Below are 14,822 nucleotides of genomic sequence, written 5' to 3'. Positions count from 1 at the left end.
AAAAGTTCAGGGGTGAATAATTTGAAGTTGAATAAAGGAATCATGTATGCAGCATTGGCAACTTTATGTATTGGGCAAGCGTCAAGCGTGGAAGCTTCAGCGCAGGAGCCGAATACATCTGGAGACCAAAAAGTCGTGACAGAAGCAGCTACAGTGAACGGTATGACAGTGGACTATACTGAACAGCCGATCATTATTAATCATGCGGAGCGTCCAGCTGTTGAAATTATGTCACCACTAGTTGGACAAGTTCAAAATGCAGATGGTCAAGCACCACAACATATTACAACGAATGCGACTTATATGGATGTATTAACGAATAACGATGCGGTTCATACATATATATTTACTGTAACAGGCAAAACGAAAGTAACATGGCAATATAAGCATGTAGAGCAAGCGTTATGGCAACATACATTATATGATGGCAATAACGAAATAATCGGTTCGAAGGAAATTAATTCTGCTTCACACGGTTTATTTACAACGTATGAAAAGATTTTATCTCCTGGCACGTATTATATGACGATTACAGGTAATGAAGTAGCGATGGATGAGCATTACACATTCACATTGACAGAGGTGCTACCAAAAACATTCGATGACGTGCCAGCAGAGCATCCATATCACGATGAAATTGGTGCAATTCAACAAATGGGTATTATTACAGGCTTTGAAAACAATACGTTTGAGCCAGAAGCGTTTATTCAACGTAAGCATATTGCGGCGATGATTATGCGTGCAGAGGCAGACGTACAATTAGTAAGCTCGCCACCAAACTTTGCGGACGTGCCATTTGGTCATTTATATTACCAAGATATTATGGGCTTATACCGCAGTGATATTGTCGCGGGTAAAATAATTGACGGCGCTGTATATTTTGAGCCAGATGCACATATTACACGCGCACAACTTGCAAAAATTTTAGTGAAAGCATTTAATATCGAAGCAGTAGATGAAGCATCTTACTATACAGATATTCCAGAAGATCACTGGCATTTTGAAGCAGCGAACATTTTAGCATCACACGGTATTTTATTTGATAATACGGCAACGTTTAACGGAGATGCATTTGTAACGCGTGCAGATTTCGCGCATGTGTTATACCGTGCGATGCATATTGTAAAGTAATAAGTAACGATTGGCTACCAACAATAATATAGACGCTTAATAGCTGTGCTTCATGTCGAATGAGATGTGAACGCAGCTTTTTTTGCATAAAAATAGCCGCGCAGAAACATCTGCACGGCAGCATTTTGATTAGCGATTAGTTAATATGGTCTTTGTGTTTAAAATCGTTCGTCATGCAGCTTTATCTTCTTTATACTGGCTCATCATATCGTGCATAATGTCTTGATTGTGCAAAATAATACGATGGTCTGTTGATACTTGATCGACATAGACGCCTGTTAAATTAGCGAAATAAGCGGCACTAAAATCCTTTAATGGCCCGGTAGCGTTGCGTTCAACAATAAAGGCTTGAAAAATACGTGTTAATACATCTTGATGGTCTGTTAAGTTTTGCAAGTATGTATTTGTTTCAAATTGAGTAATTAACGTGTCAATAAATTGATCTAGCTCATGCGCGTTCGTTACGTAATTGACTGAAAAGCGTTCGAGCTCTTCAAATTTTTCTTCTGCGCTAGCGCCATTATTTGCAATTGTATAAATCGTTTCATGCCATGTGTATTCCTTGTTACTATACGTACTAATGACTGCCTGTTCGCCAACATGATGCGTAATTTTTTTTTCTTCTTCGACAATTTCAGGGAATCCTTCGTCACTGCATGCGGAGAGGACACATCCTACCAATAAAATCGCTACCAAACCCTTTCTCATGTTCTCACCTCTTATATGTATCATACTAGACAAATGTTTATTTGTAATGAAAAAACAAGGCAATTGTAGGAATTTTTTTGCGCTGTATATGTGTAAAAGTACATCAAAATGTTTTTCGTTAACGATGGCTCGTCAAAACAAGTATATTTATTTTTTTCGTAAGGTGAACAAAACTATTGTTCATTTGTTCATTTGTTCATTTTTGCTAGAAAAAACGTAAATATAATGTGTTATGTGTAGGAAACGCATTGTGTAGTTGACAGATAATTCAGTAAAAAGTATTGTTTTTTTTCGTGTTTTCAATAAAAAATAGCATGATAAATATTGTCGGAATTTTTTATGATAAATGTACACAATTTGAAATGGAGGTTTTACAGTATGGAAGATCGTTTATTTCGAGATGCAATGGGCAAGTTCGCAACAGGGGTTACCGTATTATTAACGGAAAACGAAGGGGAAGTACACGGTATGACGGCAAATGGCTTCATGTCTGTGTCGCTTGATCCGAAGCTCGTTGTCATTTCAATCGGGCATAAAGCAAAATTTTTAGAAAAAGTAACACAATCAAACACATATACAGTAAATATTTTAGCAGAAGATCAAGAAAGCTATTCTCGTCACTTCGCAGGTCGCCCGAATGAGGACGTTGTGTTTGACCGTCTAGCAGAGCAGCCTGTATTACCAGGAGCGGTGGCACAAGTGGCGTGTGAAGTCGTGTCAGAGCATGTAGAAGGCGATCATACGTTACTGATCGGCAAAGTGCTTGATATTACCGTAAGCGAGCGCGACCCGTTATTATTCTTCAGTGGACAATACCGTCAGCTACAAGCAGTACCGGCAAAAGTTTAAATTGGATAAAGGGGACATGGGCATGAATATTCAAGAAGCAGCACAGGCTTTATTACAGGCTGAACGAACGAAACAGCCGATTGCACCACTGACAGAGACAAATCCAAACATGACCGTCGATGATGCGTACCGTATTCAGCTCGCACAAATCGAGGAGAAAAAAGGACAAGGCGCGACTGTCGCTGGCTTAAAAATCGGCTTAACGAGCAAAGCGATGCAAGACATGCTCGGCGTTTATACACCCGATTACGGCTTCATTTTAAATACGATGGTTCATGACGAAGAGACGCCGATTGATGCAAGCGCGTACATTGAGCCGCGAGTGGAATTTGAGCTTGCGTTTTACTTCAAAAAAACGCTGCAAGGTACGGTAACGATTGATGATGTTATCGATGCAGTCGATTACGTTGTGCCATCGATTGAAATTATCGACAGCCGCATCGCCGATTGGAAAATTAAGTTTGAAGATACGGTATCGGATAACGGCTCATCAGCAGGTGCCATTTTAAGCAGCGCGAAAACGAAGCTGAGCGATATTGCCGATATTACGGCCATTCCAGTGACAGCGTACAAAAATGGTGAGTTTTTTGATGAGGCAACGACAGCAGCTGTGCTTGGCAATCCGTTAGAAGCGGTTGTATGGTTAGCGAATGCGGTACGTGAATACGGCATTACGATTCAAGCTGGCACGTTCGTATTGTCAGGTGCTGTATCGAAGGCTGTACCGTTCGTAGCAGGCGACGTATTCGAAGCTGATTTCGGTCCACTCGGTAAAGTGCGTGCAGCATTTGCGAAGGAGGCGGTCGTAAAATGACGAAAGCAAAAGTAGGCATTATTGGCTCAGGAAATATCGGTACCGACTTAATGTACAAAATCGAGCGCAGCGATGTGTTAGAGATGAGTGTCATGGTTGGCATCGATCCGGAGTCAGACGGTTTAAAACGCGCGAAAGAACGCGGGCATACGATTATTGATAACGGCATCGACGGCTTAATGGGGCAGCTTGATTTAGTCGACATCGTGTTTGATGCGACGAGCGCCTATGCACATGCGCACAATAGTCAATTATTAACAGCAGCAGGTAAAAAAGTAATCGATTTAACGCCCGCTGCAATCGGACCATTCGTCGTACCACCTGTTAATTTGACGGAACATTTAGATAAATCGAATGTCAACATGGTCACGTGCGGTGGGCAAGCGACGATTCCGATGATTTATGCCATTTCTCGCGTCGTGCCAGTCGATTACGCTGAAATTGTCGCAACGATTTCAAGTAAAAGTGCCGGCCCAGGAACTCGTGCAAATATTGACGAGTTCACGAGTACGACATCTCGTGCAATCGAGCTTGTCGGCGGTGCGAAAAAAGGAAAAGCGATCATCATTTTAAACCCAGCGGAGCCACCGATCATTATGCGTGATACGATTCATGTGCTTGTCACGGAAGAAGGGCATGACGAAGCGATTCGCCAGTCGATTGCCGACATGGTGCAAGCGGTGCAAACGTACGTGCCAGGCTATTCATTAAAGGCGAATACCGTATTTGAAGGTAAAAAAGTATCGGTTTTCATTGAGGTGGAAGGCGCGGCGGATTACTTACCGGCATATGCAGGAAACTTAGACATTATGACGGCCGCAGCGGTGCAAGTCGCAAACGAAATGGCACGACATACGGTGAAGGAGGCAATCCGATGACAAAAGATGTAACAATATTAGACGTATCTTTACGCGACGGTAGCCACTCGGTGCGCCATTCGTTTACCGAAGCACAAGTGAGCGCCGCAGCAAAAGGCTTAAATGCAGCAGGCGTACGTTACTTTGAAGTGTCGCACGGTGACGGCTTAGGTGGCTCATCGCTGCAGTACGGCTTGTCAGCGGTCGATGAGTTAAAGCTGATCGAAGCAGCGGCAGCGCAATGTACGACGTCTGAAGTAGCGGTCCTATTAATTCCTGGTATTGGCACGAAGCAAGATTTACAAAATGCGGTATCAGCGGGCGCGAAAATGGTACGTGTTGCAACGCACGTAACAGAAGCAGATGTTGCCGCACAGCACATCGCTCTAGGTCGCGAACTCGGCTTAAAAACAGTCGGCTTCCTTATGATGTCGCATATGGCACCAGTGGAGAAAATTGTCGAGCAGGCGAAGCTTTTTGAATCGTACGGAGCAGAGGCAGTTTATGTGACGGACTCAGCAGGTGCGATGTTACCTCCCGACGTAACAGCTCGCATTTCAGCACTAAAAAATGCGCTGCAATGTGACGTTGGCTTCCATGCGCATAACAATTTATCGATGGCGATGGCAAATACAGTCGCCGCGGTTGAAGCAGGTGCTACGTTTATCGATGGCAGCATGCGCGCACTCGGAGCTGGTGCAGGCAATACGCAAACGGAAGTAATGGTCTCGGTGCTTGAGAAGCTTGGCTACAATACAGGGATCGACTTGTATAAGCTGATCGACACAGCAAACGACGTCATTGCACCGCTCATGCAGCAACCGCAAGAAATTACAGCAGGTAGTTTAGTACTCGGTCACGCTGGTGTATATTCAAGCTTTTTACTTCACGCACAAAAGGCGGCGAAGCAATTCGGTGTAGATGAGCGCGACGTATTAATGAAAATTGGTGAATTAAAAGCAGTTGGTGGACAAGAAGATTTAATTTATGAAGTGGCACAGTCACTCGTAAAGGCGTAGTTTTTTCCCCTCCCAGGAAAAACAGCGCAAATGAAAAAGGAGGGCATCGCAATGCACATTCAGTACGTAGACGCATGTAATTTACAACAATTCCAACAGGACGCACCAGCCGTTTCGATGGCACTTGGTTATTTTGATGGGGTGCATGTCGGGCATCAGCACGTCATTCACGCAGCGAAAGAGCAGGCGAACAAACGTGGTGTGAAACTTGCGGTGCTCTCCTTTTTCCCACACCCAAAAAGCGTGCTTCAACCCCAGCACGAAGTACAGTATTTAGAGCCGATCCATCAAAAGGCGGCGAAGCTCGAAAAATTAGGCGTAGACATTTTTTATGTCGTACAATTCACGAAGGCGCTTGCCTCGCTATCCCCTGAGGCGTTTTTAGACGGCTATGTGCGTGGATTGAACGCCGTGCATGTCGTGTGTGGTTTTGACTATACGTACGGTCATCGTGCAAGTGGTACGGTGGAGCATTTAGCCGTTTATGCGGCCACGCAGCAAATTGGCTGTACGATTGTAAATGAGCACGTATGGCATGCACAAAAAGTAAGCTCGACACGCATTCGTCATTGCTTACAAAATGGAAACTTGCGCGCATTGCCGCAGTTGCTCGGTACGTATTACACAACGGAATATTGCCAAACGACAGGTGTTTTGCCATATTACACGCTGCCAAAAAGAGGGCACTATCATATTTTGCTCGACACCGGTGACGCACTGATTCCGTGTATGGCGACCGTGCGATGCGACCAACATGTTCAACTACACTGTGATGCACGCGACATACCCCAACGCGTGAATATTCAGTGGATTGATTCCGCGCAAGCTATGCAAGCTTATGCATAACACACCCTTTCGTAAAATATAATCGATTTAGCAAGTGGCAGAACGTTCCCCTCGTTCTGCCTTTTAGCATCATTACAATAGATCTGTTGATTCGCCATTTGTATACAGTGAAATTCGTAGTTTTGAAATAAATGCTGTATAGGAGCGGTTCGGAAGTTTGGCCATGTGGTAAACGCCACGCCCCGGAGCTTAAGGAAGGCGAGCGGCAATACGCTCCTGCTAGCTAACCGGCGTATTAATAAGCTTGTCATTACAATAGAAAAGGATGAACTCATATGTCAATTCAAAAAGTGTTAGTCGCAAACCGCGGTGAAATCGCAATTCGTGTATTTCGCGCGTTAACAGAAATGAAGATGAACACCGTTGCTATTTACTCAAAGGAAGATAGCGGCTCGTATCATCGTTATAAAGCGGACGAGGCGTACTTAGTTGGTGACGGGAAAAAGCCGATCGATGCGTATTTAGATATTGAAGGCATTATTTCGATTGCAAAAGCTTGTGGCGCTGATGCGATTCACCCAGGCTACGGCTTTTTATCGGAAAATTTACAGTTTTGCAAACGCTGTGAGGAGGAGGGCATCGTATTCATTGGCCCGACGTCAGCACATCTTGATATGTTTGGCGATAAAGTAAAGGCGCGTACGCAGGCAATTAACGCGAACATCCCAGTCATTCCTGGTACGGACGGTCCCGTAGCAAGCGTCGAGGAAGTGGCGGCATTTGGGCATACATATGGCTATCCGCTCATGATTAAAGCAGCACTTGGCGGTGGTGGACGAGGCATGCGTCTTGTGAAGGAAGAAGGCGAGCTACAAGAAGCGTACGATCGTGCAAAATCTGAAGCGAAGGCGGCGTTTGGGTCGGACGAAGTGTACGTTGAAAAGGCGATCATTGAGCCGAAGCATATTGAAGTGCAAATACTTGGCGATACGCACGGCAACATCGTGCATTTATATGAGCGCGATTGCTCGATTCAGCGTCGTCACCAAAAAGTAGTCGAAATTGCGCCGTCCATTTCGATTTCAGACGATTTACGTACGCGCATTTGTGACGCGGCCGTGAAACTAATGAACAACGTCGGTTACATTAACGCAGGGACGGTGGAGTTTTTAGTCGCGGGCGATGCGTTTTACTTCATTGAGGTGAATCCGCGCATTCAAGTGGAGCATACGATTACTGAAATGATTACCGGTATCGACATCGTGCAAACGCAAATTCAAATCGCAGACGGCAAAGAGCTGTTTAACGACATCGGCTTACCGCAGCAAGCAGACATTCCGCTATTTGGTTATGCGATTCAGTCGCGCGTTACGACTGAGGACCCGCAAAACAACTTTATGCCAGACACAGGGAAGCTGCAAGTGTACCGTAGCTCAGGTGGGTTCGGTGTACGTTTAGATGCAGGAAACGGCTTCCAAGGGGCAGTTGTTACGCCGTATTACGATTCGCTGCTCGTGAAAATTTCGACGTGGGGTATGACGTTTAAGCAGGCAGCAGAAAAGATGGATCGCAACTTGCGCGAGTTCCGTATTCGCGGCGTTAAGACGAATATTTCATTCCTTGAAAACGTCGTGTCGCACCCGCAGTTTTTAAATGGTGACTTCAATACGAGCTTCATTGACAAAACGTCGGCGCTATTTAACTTTAAGCACCCGCGCAACCGTGGAACGAAGCTGCTTGATTATATTGGCAACGTGACGATCAACGGCTTCCCTGGTGTTGATACGAAGCAAAAGCCGATTTTCACAAAGCCGCGCACACCGCAAATTGAGCTGCTTACTGAAGCGAGCGGCACGAAGCAAATTTTAGATGCACAAGGTGTTGATGGACTTGTGAAATGGATTCAAGCACAAGACGACGTATTACTAACAGATACGACGCTGCGTGATGCCCACCAATCATTGCTTGCGACGCGTATGCGCACAGCGGACATGCTTGCAGTCGCACAACAAACAGCAAGCGGCATGCATCAGTTCTTCTCGCTTGAAATGTGGGGCGGGGCGACGTTTGATGTGGCGTACCGCTTCTTAAAAGAAGACCCGTGGGAGCGTTTAACGCAGTTGCGTGCAGCGATTCCGAACGTGCTATTCCAAATGCTTGTGCGCGGGGCGAATGCGGTCGGCTACAAAAACTACCCAGACAACGTCATTCGTGAATTTATTGCGGAATCGGCTGAAGCGGGCATTGATGTATTCCGAATTTTCGATGCGCTTAACTGGTTACCATCAATGGACGTGTCGATTCAAGCAGTACGCGATGCAGGAAAGGTAGCTGAAGTTGCACTTTGCTACACAGGCGACATTTTAAACGACGGGCGCGATAAATATACAGTGGCGTACTACAAAGAAATGGCGCGTGAAATTGAGCAAGCTGGTGCGCACATTTTAGCGATTAAAGATATGGCAGGGTTATTAAAACCGGAAGCAGCGTACCGTTTAATTAGCGAGCTAAAAGAAACGACGAGCTTGCCGATTCACTTGCATACGCACGATACGAGCGGCAACGGCATTTACACGTATGCACGCGCGATTGAAGCGGGTGTAGACATCGTTGACACAGCGCTCGGCTCAATGTCAGGGTTAACGTCACAGCCGTCTGCGAACTCGCTCGTGTACGCGTTAGACGGAGCGAAACGACAAGTGCGTGCGGATATTGCACCACTTGAAGAGCTATCGTACTATTACGAAGACGTGCGCAAATATTACGAGCCGTTTGAAAGTGGCATGAACAGTCCGCATTCGGAAGTGTATGTGCACGAAATGCCAGGCGGTCAATATAGCAACCTACAGCAACAAGCAAAAGGTGTCGGCTTAAGCGATCGTTGGGACGAAGTAAAGCGCATGTACAGCCGCGTTAATGCGATGTTTGGCGATATCGTGAAAGTAACGCCGTCATCAAAAGTAGTCGGCGATATGGCATTGTTTATGGTACAAAATGATTTAGACGAAGAAACGGTGTTAACGCGCGGGGAGACGCTTGACTTCCCAGCGTCGGTCATTGAGCTATTCCAAGGCTACTTAGGGCAACCACACGGCGGCTTCCCGAAAGACTTGCAGCGCGTCATTTTAAAAGACCGTGAAGCGATTACAGTGCGTCCTGGTGAGCTGCTTGCGCCAGTTGATTTAGCAGTAACAGAGCAGCTGCTTCAGGAAAAATTCCCGCAGCGTGACGTGACGAAGCGTGATGCGTTAGCACATGCATTGTATGATAAAGTGTTTGAAGATTACGTAGCAGCTGAAACACGCTTTGGCAACATTTCGGTGCTCGATACGCCGACGTTCATTTACGGCTTGAAAATTGGCGAGGAAATCGATGTCGAAATCGAGCGCGGCAAAACGTTAATTGTGAAGCTCGTGTCGATCGGTGAGGCGCAGCACGACGGTACACGCGTGTTGTACTTCGAAATGAACGGACAGTCGCGCGAGCTTGTCATTGACGATGTGCATGTGGAAACGAGCGAGCAAGCGGCGCAAAAGGCAGACCCGACGAATCCAAATGAAATTGGGGCGACGATGCCAGGAACGGTGCTAAAAGTTGTCGTATCAAAAGGCAGCTTAGTGAAGCGCGGCGATCACCTGCTTATTACGGAGGCGATGAAAATGGAAACGACTGTACAAGCGCCAACAGACGGCATCGTGAAGGCGATTCATGTAAAGGAAGGTACAGCCATTTCAACAGGCGATTTACTGTTAGAATTAGAATAAACATAATGAAATGAACTTCTTAAGTAGATAAATATTCTGCTTAAGGAGTTTTTTATCGGAAAAAATATTGTAATTTACTTCAATTTAATGTATATTTTTAACTAATAACAAGTAGTGCTTTAGGCTTCGTATAGTAAAAGCTTTTCTACTTTTATTATTGATAAAGCGATATTTTTGTTGGAATTAGTAGTAATATTTTTATTTTTATTGTGTTTTTTCAGGTATGTTGATTAGCTACTTGTATACAGCTGAATCGGTTGTTTTCAGCAGCAAAAATGAGATGAAGGCAGTATTGTAGTGGCATGGAGCCGCACTACGCGAAATGCCAGTTGAATGGCTAATCAACACGCTTGGTTTTTTACTTCAAACGATTGGAGGAACATGAATGAAAGTATTTGAACCTGTTGTACGGTTAATGAATCGACTAAAATATGCGCAAAAATTTATCGTCATCGCGGTTGTGTTTGTACTAGTCATTGCGAGCGTTTCATTTATTTTAATGCAGCGAATGAACAGCGAAATTACGGAGATGGAGCAGCGATATGAAGGGGCGAGCTATAACACTGCGCTAAAAGATGTATTACAGCAAGTGCAAATTCATCGCGGCACGTCCGTACAAGCGTGGAACGGTAGCGAGGACGCACAAAGTAAGTTAGCTAGCATTCGTGAACAAGCGAATCGTGCATTACATGTTTTAAACGAGCAGCATACGAAGCAAACATATCCATTACATATTGATGAGGAGCTTGACGCGATTAATGAACAATGGCAAGCAATTGCGGAGAAGGATCGCTGGCAAGATCGAGATGAATTAACGACATTACATACAAATTTAACGACATTTATTATTGAGACGATGCTGACGGTGAGCAATGAATCGTCACTGCAGTTAGCGCGTTCACCAGCGTCACAAAACTTAATTGCGACGCTCACTAAAACGATGCCGAGCGTAACGGAAAATGCGGGTAATTTACGCTGGCTTGGCGCCTCTGTATTAGCGAAAGAAGGCGACATGACTGCACAGGAGCGAGCGCATATATCTGAAAAGTTTTATTTAATGATTGAGGAGTTCGCAACGATTGATGCGGATTTACAGCGTGCGTTTACCGATCCGGACATTCAAGCGGCCGTGCAATCAACGTACGAGGAAGCGACTGCTGCGAATGAGCTGTATGCGACGATGGTTGAGCAGCTATTAAACGGTGAAACGGCCAATTTAACGTCCGCTGCATTTTTTGAAGCAGCAACGAATACGATTAATTTACAATTTGATTTATATAGCACATCGCTTGCACATTTGACGACATTAATGGAGCAGCAACTATCTGAGCTAAAAATGAATCGCATCATGCTCGTATTGCTTGAAACGCTCATAGTGCTTGTGGCGATGTACTTATTTATGGGCTTTTATATCGGCATTAAACGTTCGATTACGACGATTGAACAAGCAGCAATCAGCATTGCAGAAGGTGATTTAACGACGTCGATACATTTACATACGAAGGACGAAATGCTTGAAATTGAGCATGCGTTTAACAAGATGACGACTGGGCTGCAATCGCTCGTAAAAGAAATTGGAGAGAGCTCGCAATACGTAACCGCTTCGAGTGAGGAGCTGCACGTCGGTGTAGAGGAAACGACGAAATCGATTATGCACGTTGCTGAAATGATGAGCGACGTATCAGAAGGAGCAAATGAGCAAACGGCGCGGCTACAACAAAGTGAGGACGCGCTGCAACATATGACGAACGATGTTGCCCAAATTGTGACGAATAGCGAGGACGTTGCACAGCTCGCGTTAACGACGATGACACTCGCGCACGATGGCAATGACGTGATGCAGCAGTCGTCCACACAAATGAATACGATTCAACAAAGCGTGGAGACGACGCAGCATATGATCGAAGCGCTGCACGGACGCTCAGAGCAAATTACGCACATTTTACAGCTCATTACAGGTGTGGCTGAGCAGACGAACTTGTTGTCGCTCAATGCATCGATTGAAGCGGCACGCGCAGGAGAGTACGGTAAAGGGTTTGCGGTTGTTGCAAATGAAGTTGGCAAGCTTGCCGCTGAAGCACGCAACGCTGCACATGAGGTCGGTACGCTCGTGCAAGGCATTCAAAAGGATACGACGACATCGGTGCAGCTTATGGGGGATGTGACGACACAAGTGCGTACTGGAATGGATTTATCGACGACGACTGCGCAAAAATTCGAACAAATCGTTAGCAGCATGGAGCAGCTATCGGAGCAAATTAACGGCATTATTGTGAACTCATCACAAGTCGCATCAAGCACGGAGCAAGTCGTAACGGCAATTGATGCGATGAAAGTCATTTCGACTAAAAACATGGCGGCATCGACCGAAGTGGCAACTGCGACCGAGCAGCAAAATGCATCGATGGAAGAAATGGCAGCATCAGCGACTGAGCTTGCGACGATGTCCGAAACGCTCCAAACGTTAATTCAACGTTTCAAAGTATAATGAAAAAGTGTCTGAGCGCAAATCGTCTCAGACACTTTTTTAAAGCATGCGTTGTTGGGCGACATATACTTCCACTCGCTCATATTGTGCATCGCCACGCACTAATTCGTAAAAATAGGTACGCTCTTTTCCGTCATCGCGCCGCATATGGAAATGTAGCTGAAGCGTGTTGTCTACAATGTCAAACGTCGCTTCTACTTCGGCAGTCGCATGGACGACGACATACGTTTCGTCACCGTGCGTAATGAGCTGTACCGGTTCATTTGTAACGAGCTTGTCCGCAAAATTTGGCAATGCATCGATCGCATTTAGCTGAAGCGGCTGTGATGCACAAGCGCTTAAGCAGCACAGCACGAACGATAATACGAGTAGTTGCTTTTTCATAAAAAACGCCCCCTTTGTATGTAGTATAAACAAAGGGGGCGTCGTTGTGTTAAAATGCGTCCGTTACTATTGTTAATTTTTCTTTTGCGGGTGTGCGTTCCATCGCAGCAGGAACGTGTGCAGGGTAGCCAGCTTGAATGACGCCGACAATTTTCTCACCCAGCTGTACGCCAATTGCTTCGCGCAGCACCGGATTGTAAATGTGCTTATTCGTATTCCAAAGCGTACCGATCCCTTGCTCCCACGCGGCTAGCTGGAAGTTTTGAATGAGCGCACTCACCGCCGCAAAATCCTCTTCACGAATTTGTGGGCGCGGGTCTTCTTGTTGCACGACGACAACGTATGCCGGAATCGATAGCCAATGCGCAATTTTAGCTTCCTTCATCGGCACCGCATCTTTTCCTTTTAGCGATTCTTCCTCTAAAATGCGAACGAATGACGCGCGTGCATCGCCTGTAATGATGATGAAGCGCCACGGCTCGCGCATTTTATGGTTCGGCGCCCATACGGCAACGTCTAATAGCTGCTCAAGCGTTTCTAGTGGAATCGCATCAGGCTTAAATTTTTTAATTGTACGTCGCTCGATAATGGCGCGTTGTACAGGGAATTGTTCAGTCATTATGTAGCCTCCTTTTATCTTGATCATATTGTACCGCGTGTCAAATAAAATAAGAAAGAAAATTTTGGATAAACACTAAACTTTTGCGCCGTTTCTCCGTCATATATAGAGTAGAAAGGAAGGTGAAGAAAATGAAACGTCTCATCATTAGTACGTTTTTCTTCGTAATCGCATGTTTAGCTATACATACGAGTTCAGCACAAGCAGCTGACACAACACTTTATCAAATGCAACAAAAAGCATATGTGTACGCACAAATGGACGCTAGCACGAAAGCAACCGGCTCTTTGCAAGCAAGCGCTCGATTTTATGCACAGCCCGCTTCTGACGGATGGTTATACGTGCCAAATAAAAAAGGGTACGTGCAAGTCGAATATGCACAACCGTTAAACGGTGAATATGTCGTTGTCAATGCAGAAAATATCGTATTATACAAATACGCAACAAAATCAAGTCAAAAAATGAGCAATGTCATTTCGCAAAGTGTGGCGATTCGTTATAACGACGTGGCAGCAGGCTGGTCGCTCGTAAGCTATAACGGTGCGTTCGGTTACATGCCGACGAGCGTTTTAGCAGCGCCGACTGTAACAGAAACAAAAGTATATGCAACAGACGCTGAGCTGCGCAACAAGCCGACAAAAAGCGCGGCGGTTGTTGACCACATCGCAGCAGACGTTGAGTTACATGTGTACACGAGCTTTTTAGGCTGGTCATTTGTCGCAAATGACACGTATAGCGGCTACGTGAAAACGGCGGACATTACCGACCCAACACCGCCAGCCAAGCCAATTGTTAAAAAAATCGCGTTAACGTTCGATGACGGTCCGCATAAAAAGGTAACGCCACAAGTGTTAGCGACGTTGAAACAATACGACGCGAAAGCAACATTTTTCGTGATCGGTGAAGAAGCAGAGCGCAATGCGGCGATATTGAAGCAAGCTGCAAGCGAAGGGCATCAAATTGGTAACCATAGCTTCTCGCATGATCGTTTATCGACGTTAAGCATTCGCGCGGTCATTGCCGACTTAGAAAAAACGAACGCCGTCATTCAACGCATTACAGGTACGAAGCCAACTGTGTACCGTCCACCATTTGGCGCGATTACACAGCAAATGCGTAAGTCGATTTCGATGCCACCGATTTTATGGTCGCTCGATACGCTTGATTGGAAGCATCGCAATGCGGACAAAACGGTCGACATCATTAAAAAAGAGGCAAAAAACGGGGCAATTGTGTTAATGCATGACATTCACCAGCCAACAGCCGATGCATTACCGCGCGTGCTAGAAGCGTTACAAGCACAAGGGTATACATTTGTGACGATTGACGAGCTGTAACAGTTAAAAAGGTGATGTGAAACTAATATGGTCCCCAAGTCAAGGACAAACTGAAAAAAGGGTTTA

At 45.5% G+C, this 14,822-nt stretch carries 12 protein-coding genes; 9 read left to right on the top strand and 3 right to left on the bottom strand.

The window, feature by feature from the left end:
• Positions 1-21: 21 nt before the first annotated feature.
• A complete protein-coding gene (locus A6K76_RS15585) occupies positions 22-1,131 on the top strand; it encodes an S-layer homology domain-containing protein (protein WP_066466531.1) in 1,110 nt (369 codons plus the stop codon).
• Between the two features lie 171 nt (positions 1,132-1,302).
• On the opposite strand, the gene A6K76_RS15580 is transcribed toward A6K76_RS15585, so the two are convergent.
• Positions 1,303-1,839, bottom strand: a complete 537-nt coding sequence (locus tag A6K76_RS15580; RefSeq protein ID WP_066466530.1) for a hypothetical protein — start codon at positions 1,837-1,839, stop codon at positions 1,303-1,305.
• A gap of 378 nt (positions 1,840-2,217) precedes the next feature.
• On the opposite strand from A6K76_RS15580, the gene A6K76_RS15575 reads away from it, so the two are divergent.
• From A6K76_RS15575 to A6K76_RS15540, 7 genes are all read left to right on the top strand, one after another.
• Complete coding sequence (locus tag A6K76_RS15575) at positions 2,218-2,688, top strand: flavin reductase family protein (RefSeq protein ID WP_066466529.1); 471 nt, start codon at positions 2,218-2,220, stop codon at positions 2,686-2,688.
• A gap of 22 nt (positions 2,689-2,710) precedes the next feature.
• Positions 2,711-3,502: a 2-keto-4-pentenoate hydratase gene (locus tag A6K76_RS15570; protein ID WP_066466528.1), complete on the top strand. Its 792-nt coding sequence runs from the start codon at positions 2,711-2,713 to the stop codon at positions 3,500-3,502.
• On the top strand, positions 3,499-4,380 hold the full coding sequence (locus A6K76_RS15565) for an acetaldehyde dehydrogenase (acetylating) (protein WP_066466527.1): 882 nt from the start codon (positions 3,499-3,501) through the stop codon (positions 4,378-4,380). Before A6K76_RS15570 ends, A6K76_RS15565 begins: the two co-directional genes overlap by 4 nt.
• Complete coding sequence (gene dmpG, locus A6K76_RS15560; protein ID WP_066466526.1) at positions 4,377-5,378, top strand: 4-hydroxy-2-oxovalerate aldolase; 1,002 nt, start codon at positions 4,377-4,379, stop codon at positions 5,376-5,378. The genes A6K76_RS15565 and dmpG overlap by 4 nt, the downstream gene beginning before the upstream one ends.
• A gap of 51 nt (positions 5,379-5,429) precedes the next feature.
• On the top strand, positions 5,430-6,224 hold the full coding sequence (locus A6K76_RS15555) for an FAD synthetase family protein (RefSeq protein WP_066466525.1): 795 nt from the start codon (positions 5,430-5,432) through the stop codon (positions 6,222-6,224).
• A 275-nt stretch (positions 6,225-6,499) separates the two neighbouring features.
• Entirely contained in the window at positions 6,500-9,928 is a 3,429-nt protein-coding gene (pyc, locus tag A6K76_RS15545; protein WP_066466523.1) for a pyruvate carboxylase, read from the top strand.
• 385 nt (positions 9,929-10,313) lie between these two features.
• On the top strand, positions 10,314-12,416 hold the full coding sequence (locus A6K76_RS15540) for a methyl-accepting chemotaxis protein (protein ID WP_066466522.1): 2,103 nt from the start codon (positions 10,314-10,316) through the stop codon (positions 12,414-12,416).
• A 39-nt stretch (positions 12,417-12,455) separates the two neighbouring features.
• Here the strand turns inward: A6K76_RS15540 and A6K76_RS15535 are convergent, their stop codons facing one another.
• Positions 12,456-12,800 (bottom strand): hypothetical protein, encoded by a 345-nt coding sequence (locus tag A6K76_RS15535; protein WP_066466521.1) that lies wholly within the window; start codon positions 12,798-12,800, stop codon positions 12,456-12,458.
• A 49-nt stretch (positions 12,801-12,849) separates the two neighbouring features.
• Entirely contained in the window at positions 12,850-13,419 is a 570-nt protein-coding gene (locus A6K76_RS15530) for a nitroreductase family protein (protein ID WP_066466520.1), read from the bottom strand.
• Positions 13,420-13,550: 131 nt separating this feature from the next.
• Between A6K76_RS15530 and A6K76_RS15525 the strand changes: the two genes are divergently transcribed.
• A complete protein-coding gene (locus A6K76_RS15525) occupies positions 13,551-14,756 on the top strand; it encodes a polysaccharide deacetylase family protein (protein ID WP_066466519.1) in 1,206 nt (401 codons plus the stop codon).
• Positions 14,757-14,822: the final 66 nt, after the last annotated feature.

Origin of the sequence: Caryophanon latum (assembly GCF_001700325.1) — a bacterium.
In the GTDB taxonomy this organism is placed as follows: domain Bacteria; phylum Bacillota; class Bacilli; order Bacillales_A; family Planococcaceae; genus Caryophanon; species Caryophanon latum.
Note: the sequence above shows the minus strand (reverse complement) of the source record. Positions and strands in the feature narration are given on the sequence as shown.

Excerpts from the sequence above, each read along its gene's own strand:
- A6K76_RS15575 (WP_066466529.1), top strand. The coding sequence starts at position 2,218 with ATGGAAGATCGTTTATTTCGAGATGCAATGGGCAAGTTCGCAACAGGG.
- A6K76_RS15565 (WP_066466527.1), top strand. The coding sequence starts at position 3,499 with ATGACGAAAGCAAAAGTAGGCATTATTGGCTCAGGAAATATCGGTACC.
- A6K76_RS15535 (WP_066466521.1), bottom strand. The coding sequence starts at position 12,800 with ATGAAAAAGCAACTACTCGTATTATCGTTCGTGCTGTGCTGCTTAAGC.
- dmpG (WP_066466526.1), top strand. The coding sequence starts at position 4,377 with ATGACAAAAGATGTAACAATATTAGACGTATCTTTACGCGACGGTAGC.
- A6K76_RS15525 (WP_066466519.1), top strand. The coding sequence starts at position 13,551 with ATGAAACGTCTCATCATTAGTACGTTTTTCTTCGTAATCGCATGTTTA.
- A6K76_RS15530 (WP_066466520.1), bottom strand. The coding sequence starts at position 13,419 with ATGACTGAACAATTCCCTGTACAACGCGCCATTATCGAGCGACGTACA.
- A6K76_RS15580 (WP_066466530.1), bottom strand. The coding sequence starts at position 1,839 with ATGAGAAAGGGTTTGGTAGCGATTTTATTGGTAGGATGTGTCCTCTCC.
- A6K76_RS15570 (WP_066466528.1), top strand. The coding sequence starts at position 2,711 with ATGAATATTCAAGAAGCAGCACAGGCTTTATTACAGGCTGAACGAACG.
- A6K76_RS15540 (WP_066466522.1), top strand. The coding sequence starts at position 10,314 with ATGAAAGTATTTGAACCTGTTGTACGGTTAATGAATCGACTAAAATAT.
- pyc (WP_066466523.1), top strand. The coding sequence starts at position 6,500 with ATGTCAATTCAAAAAGTGTTAGTCGCAAACCGCGGTGAAATCGCAATT.
- A6K76_RS15555 (WP_066466525.1), top strand. The coding sequence starts at position 5,430 with ATGCACATTCAGTACGTAGACGCATGTAATTTACAACAATTCCAACAG.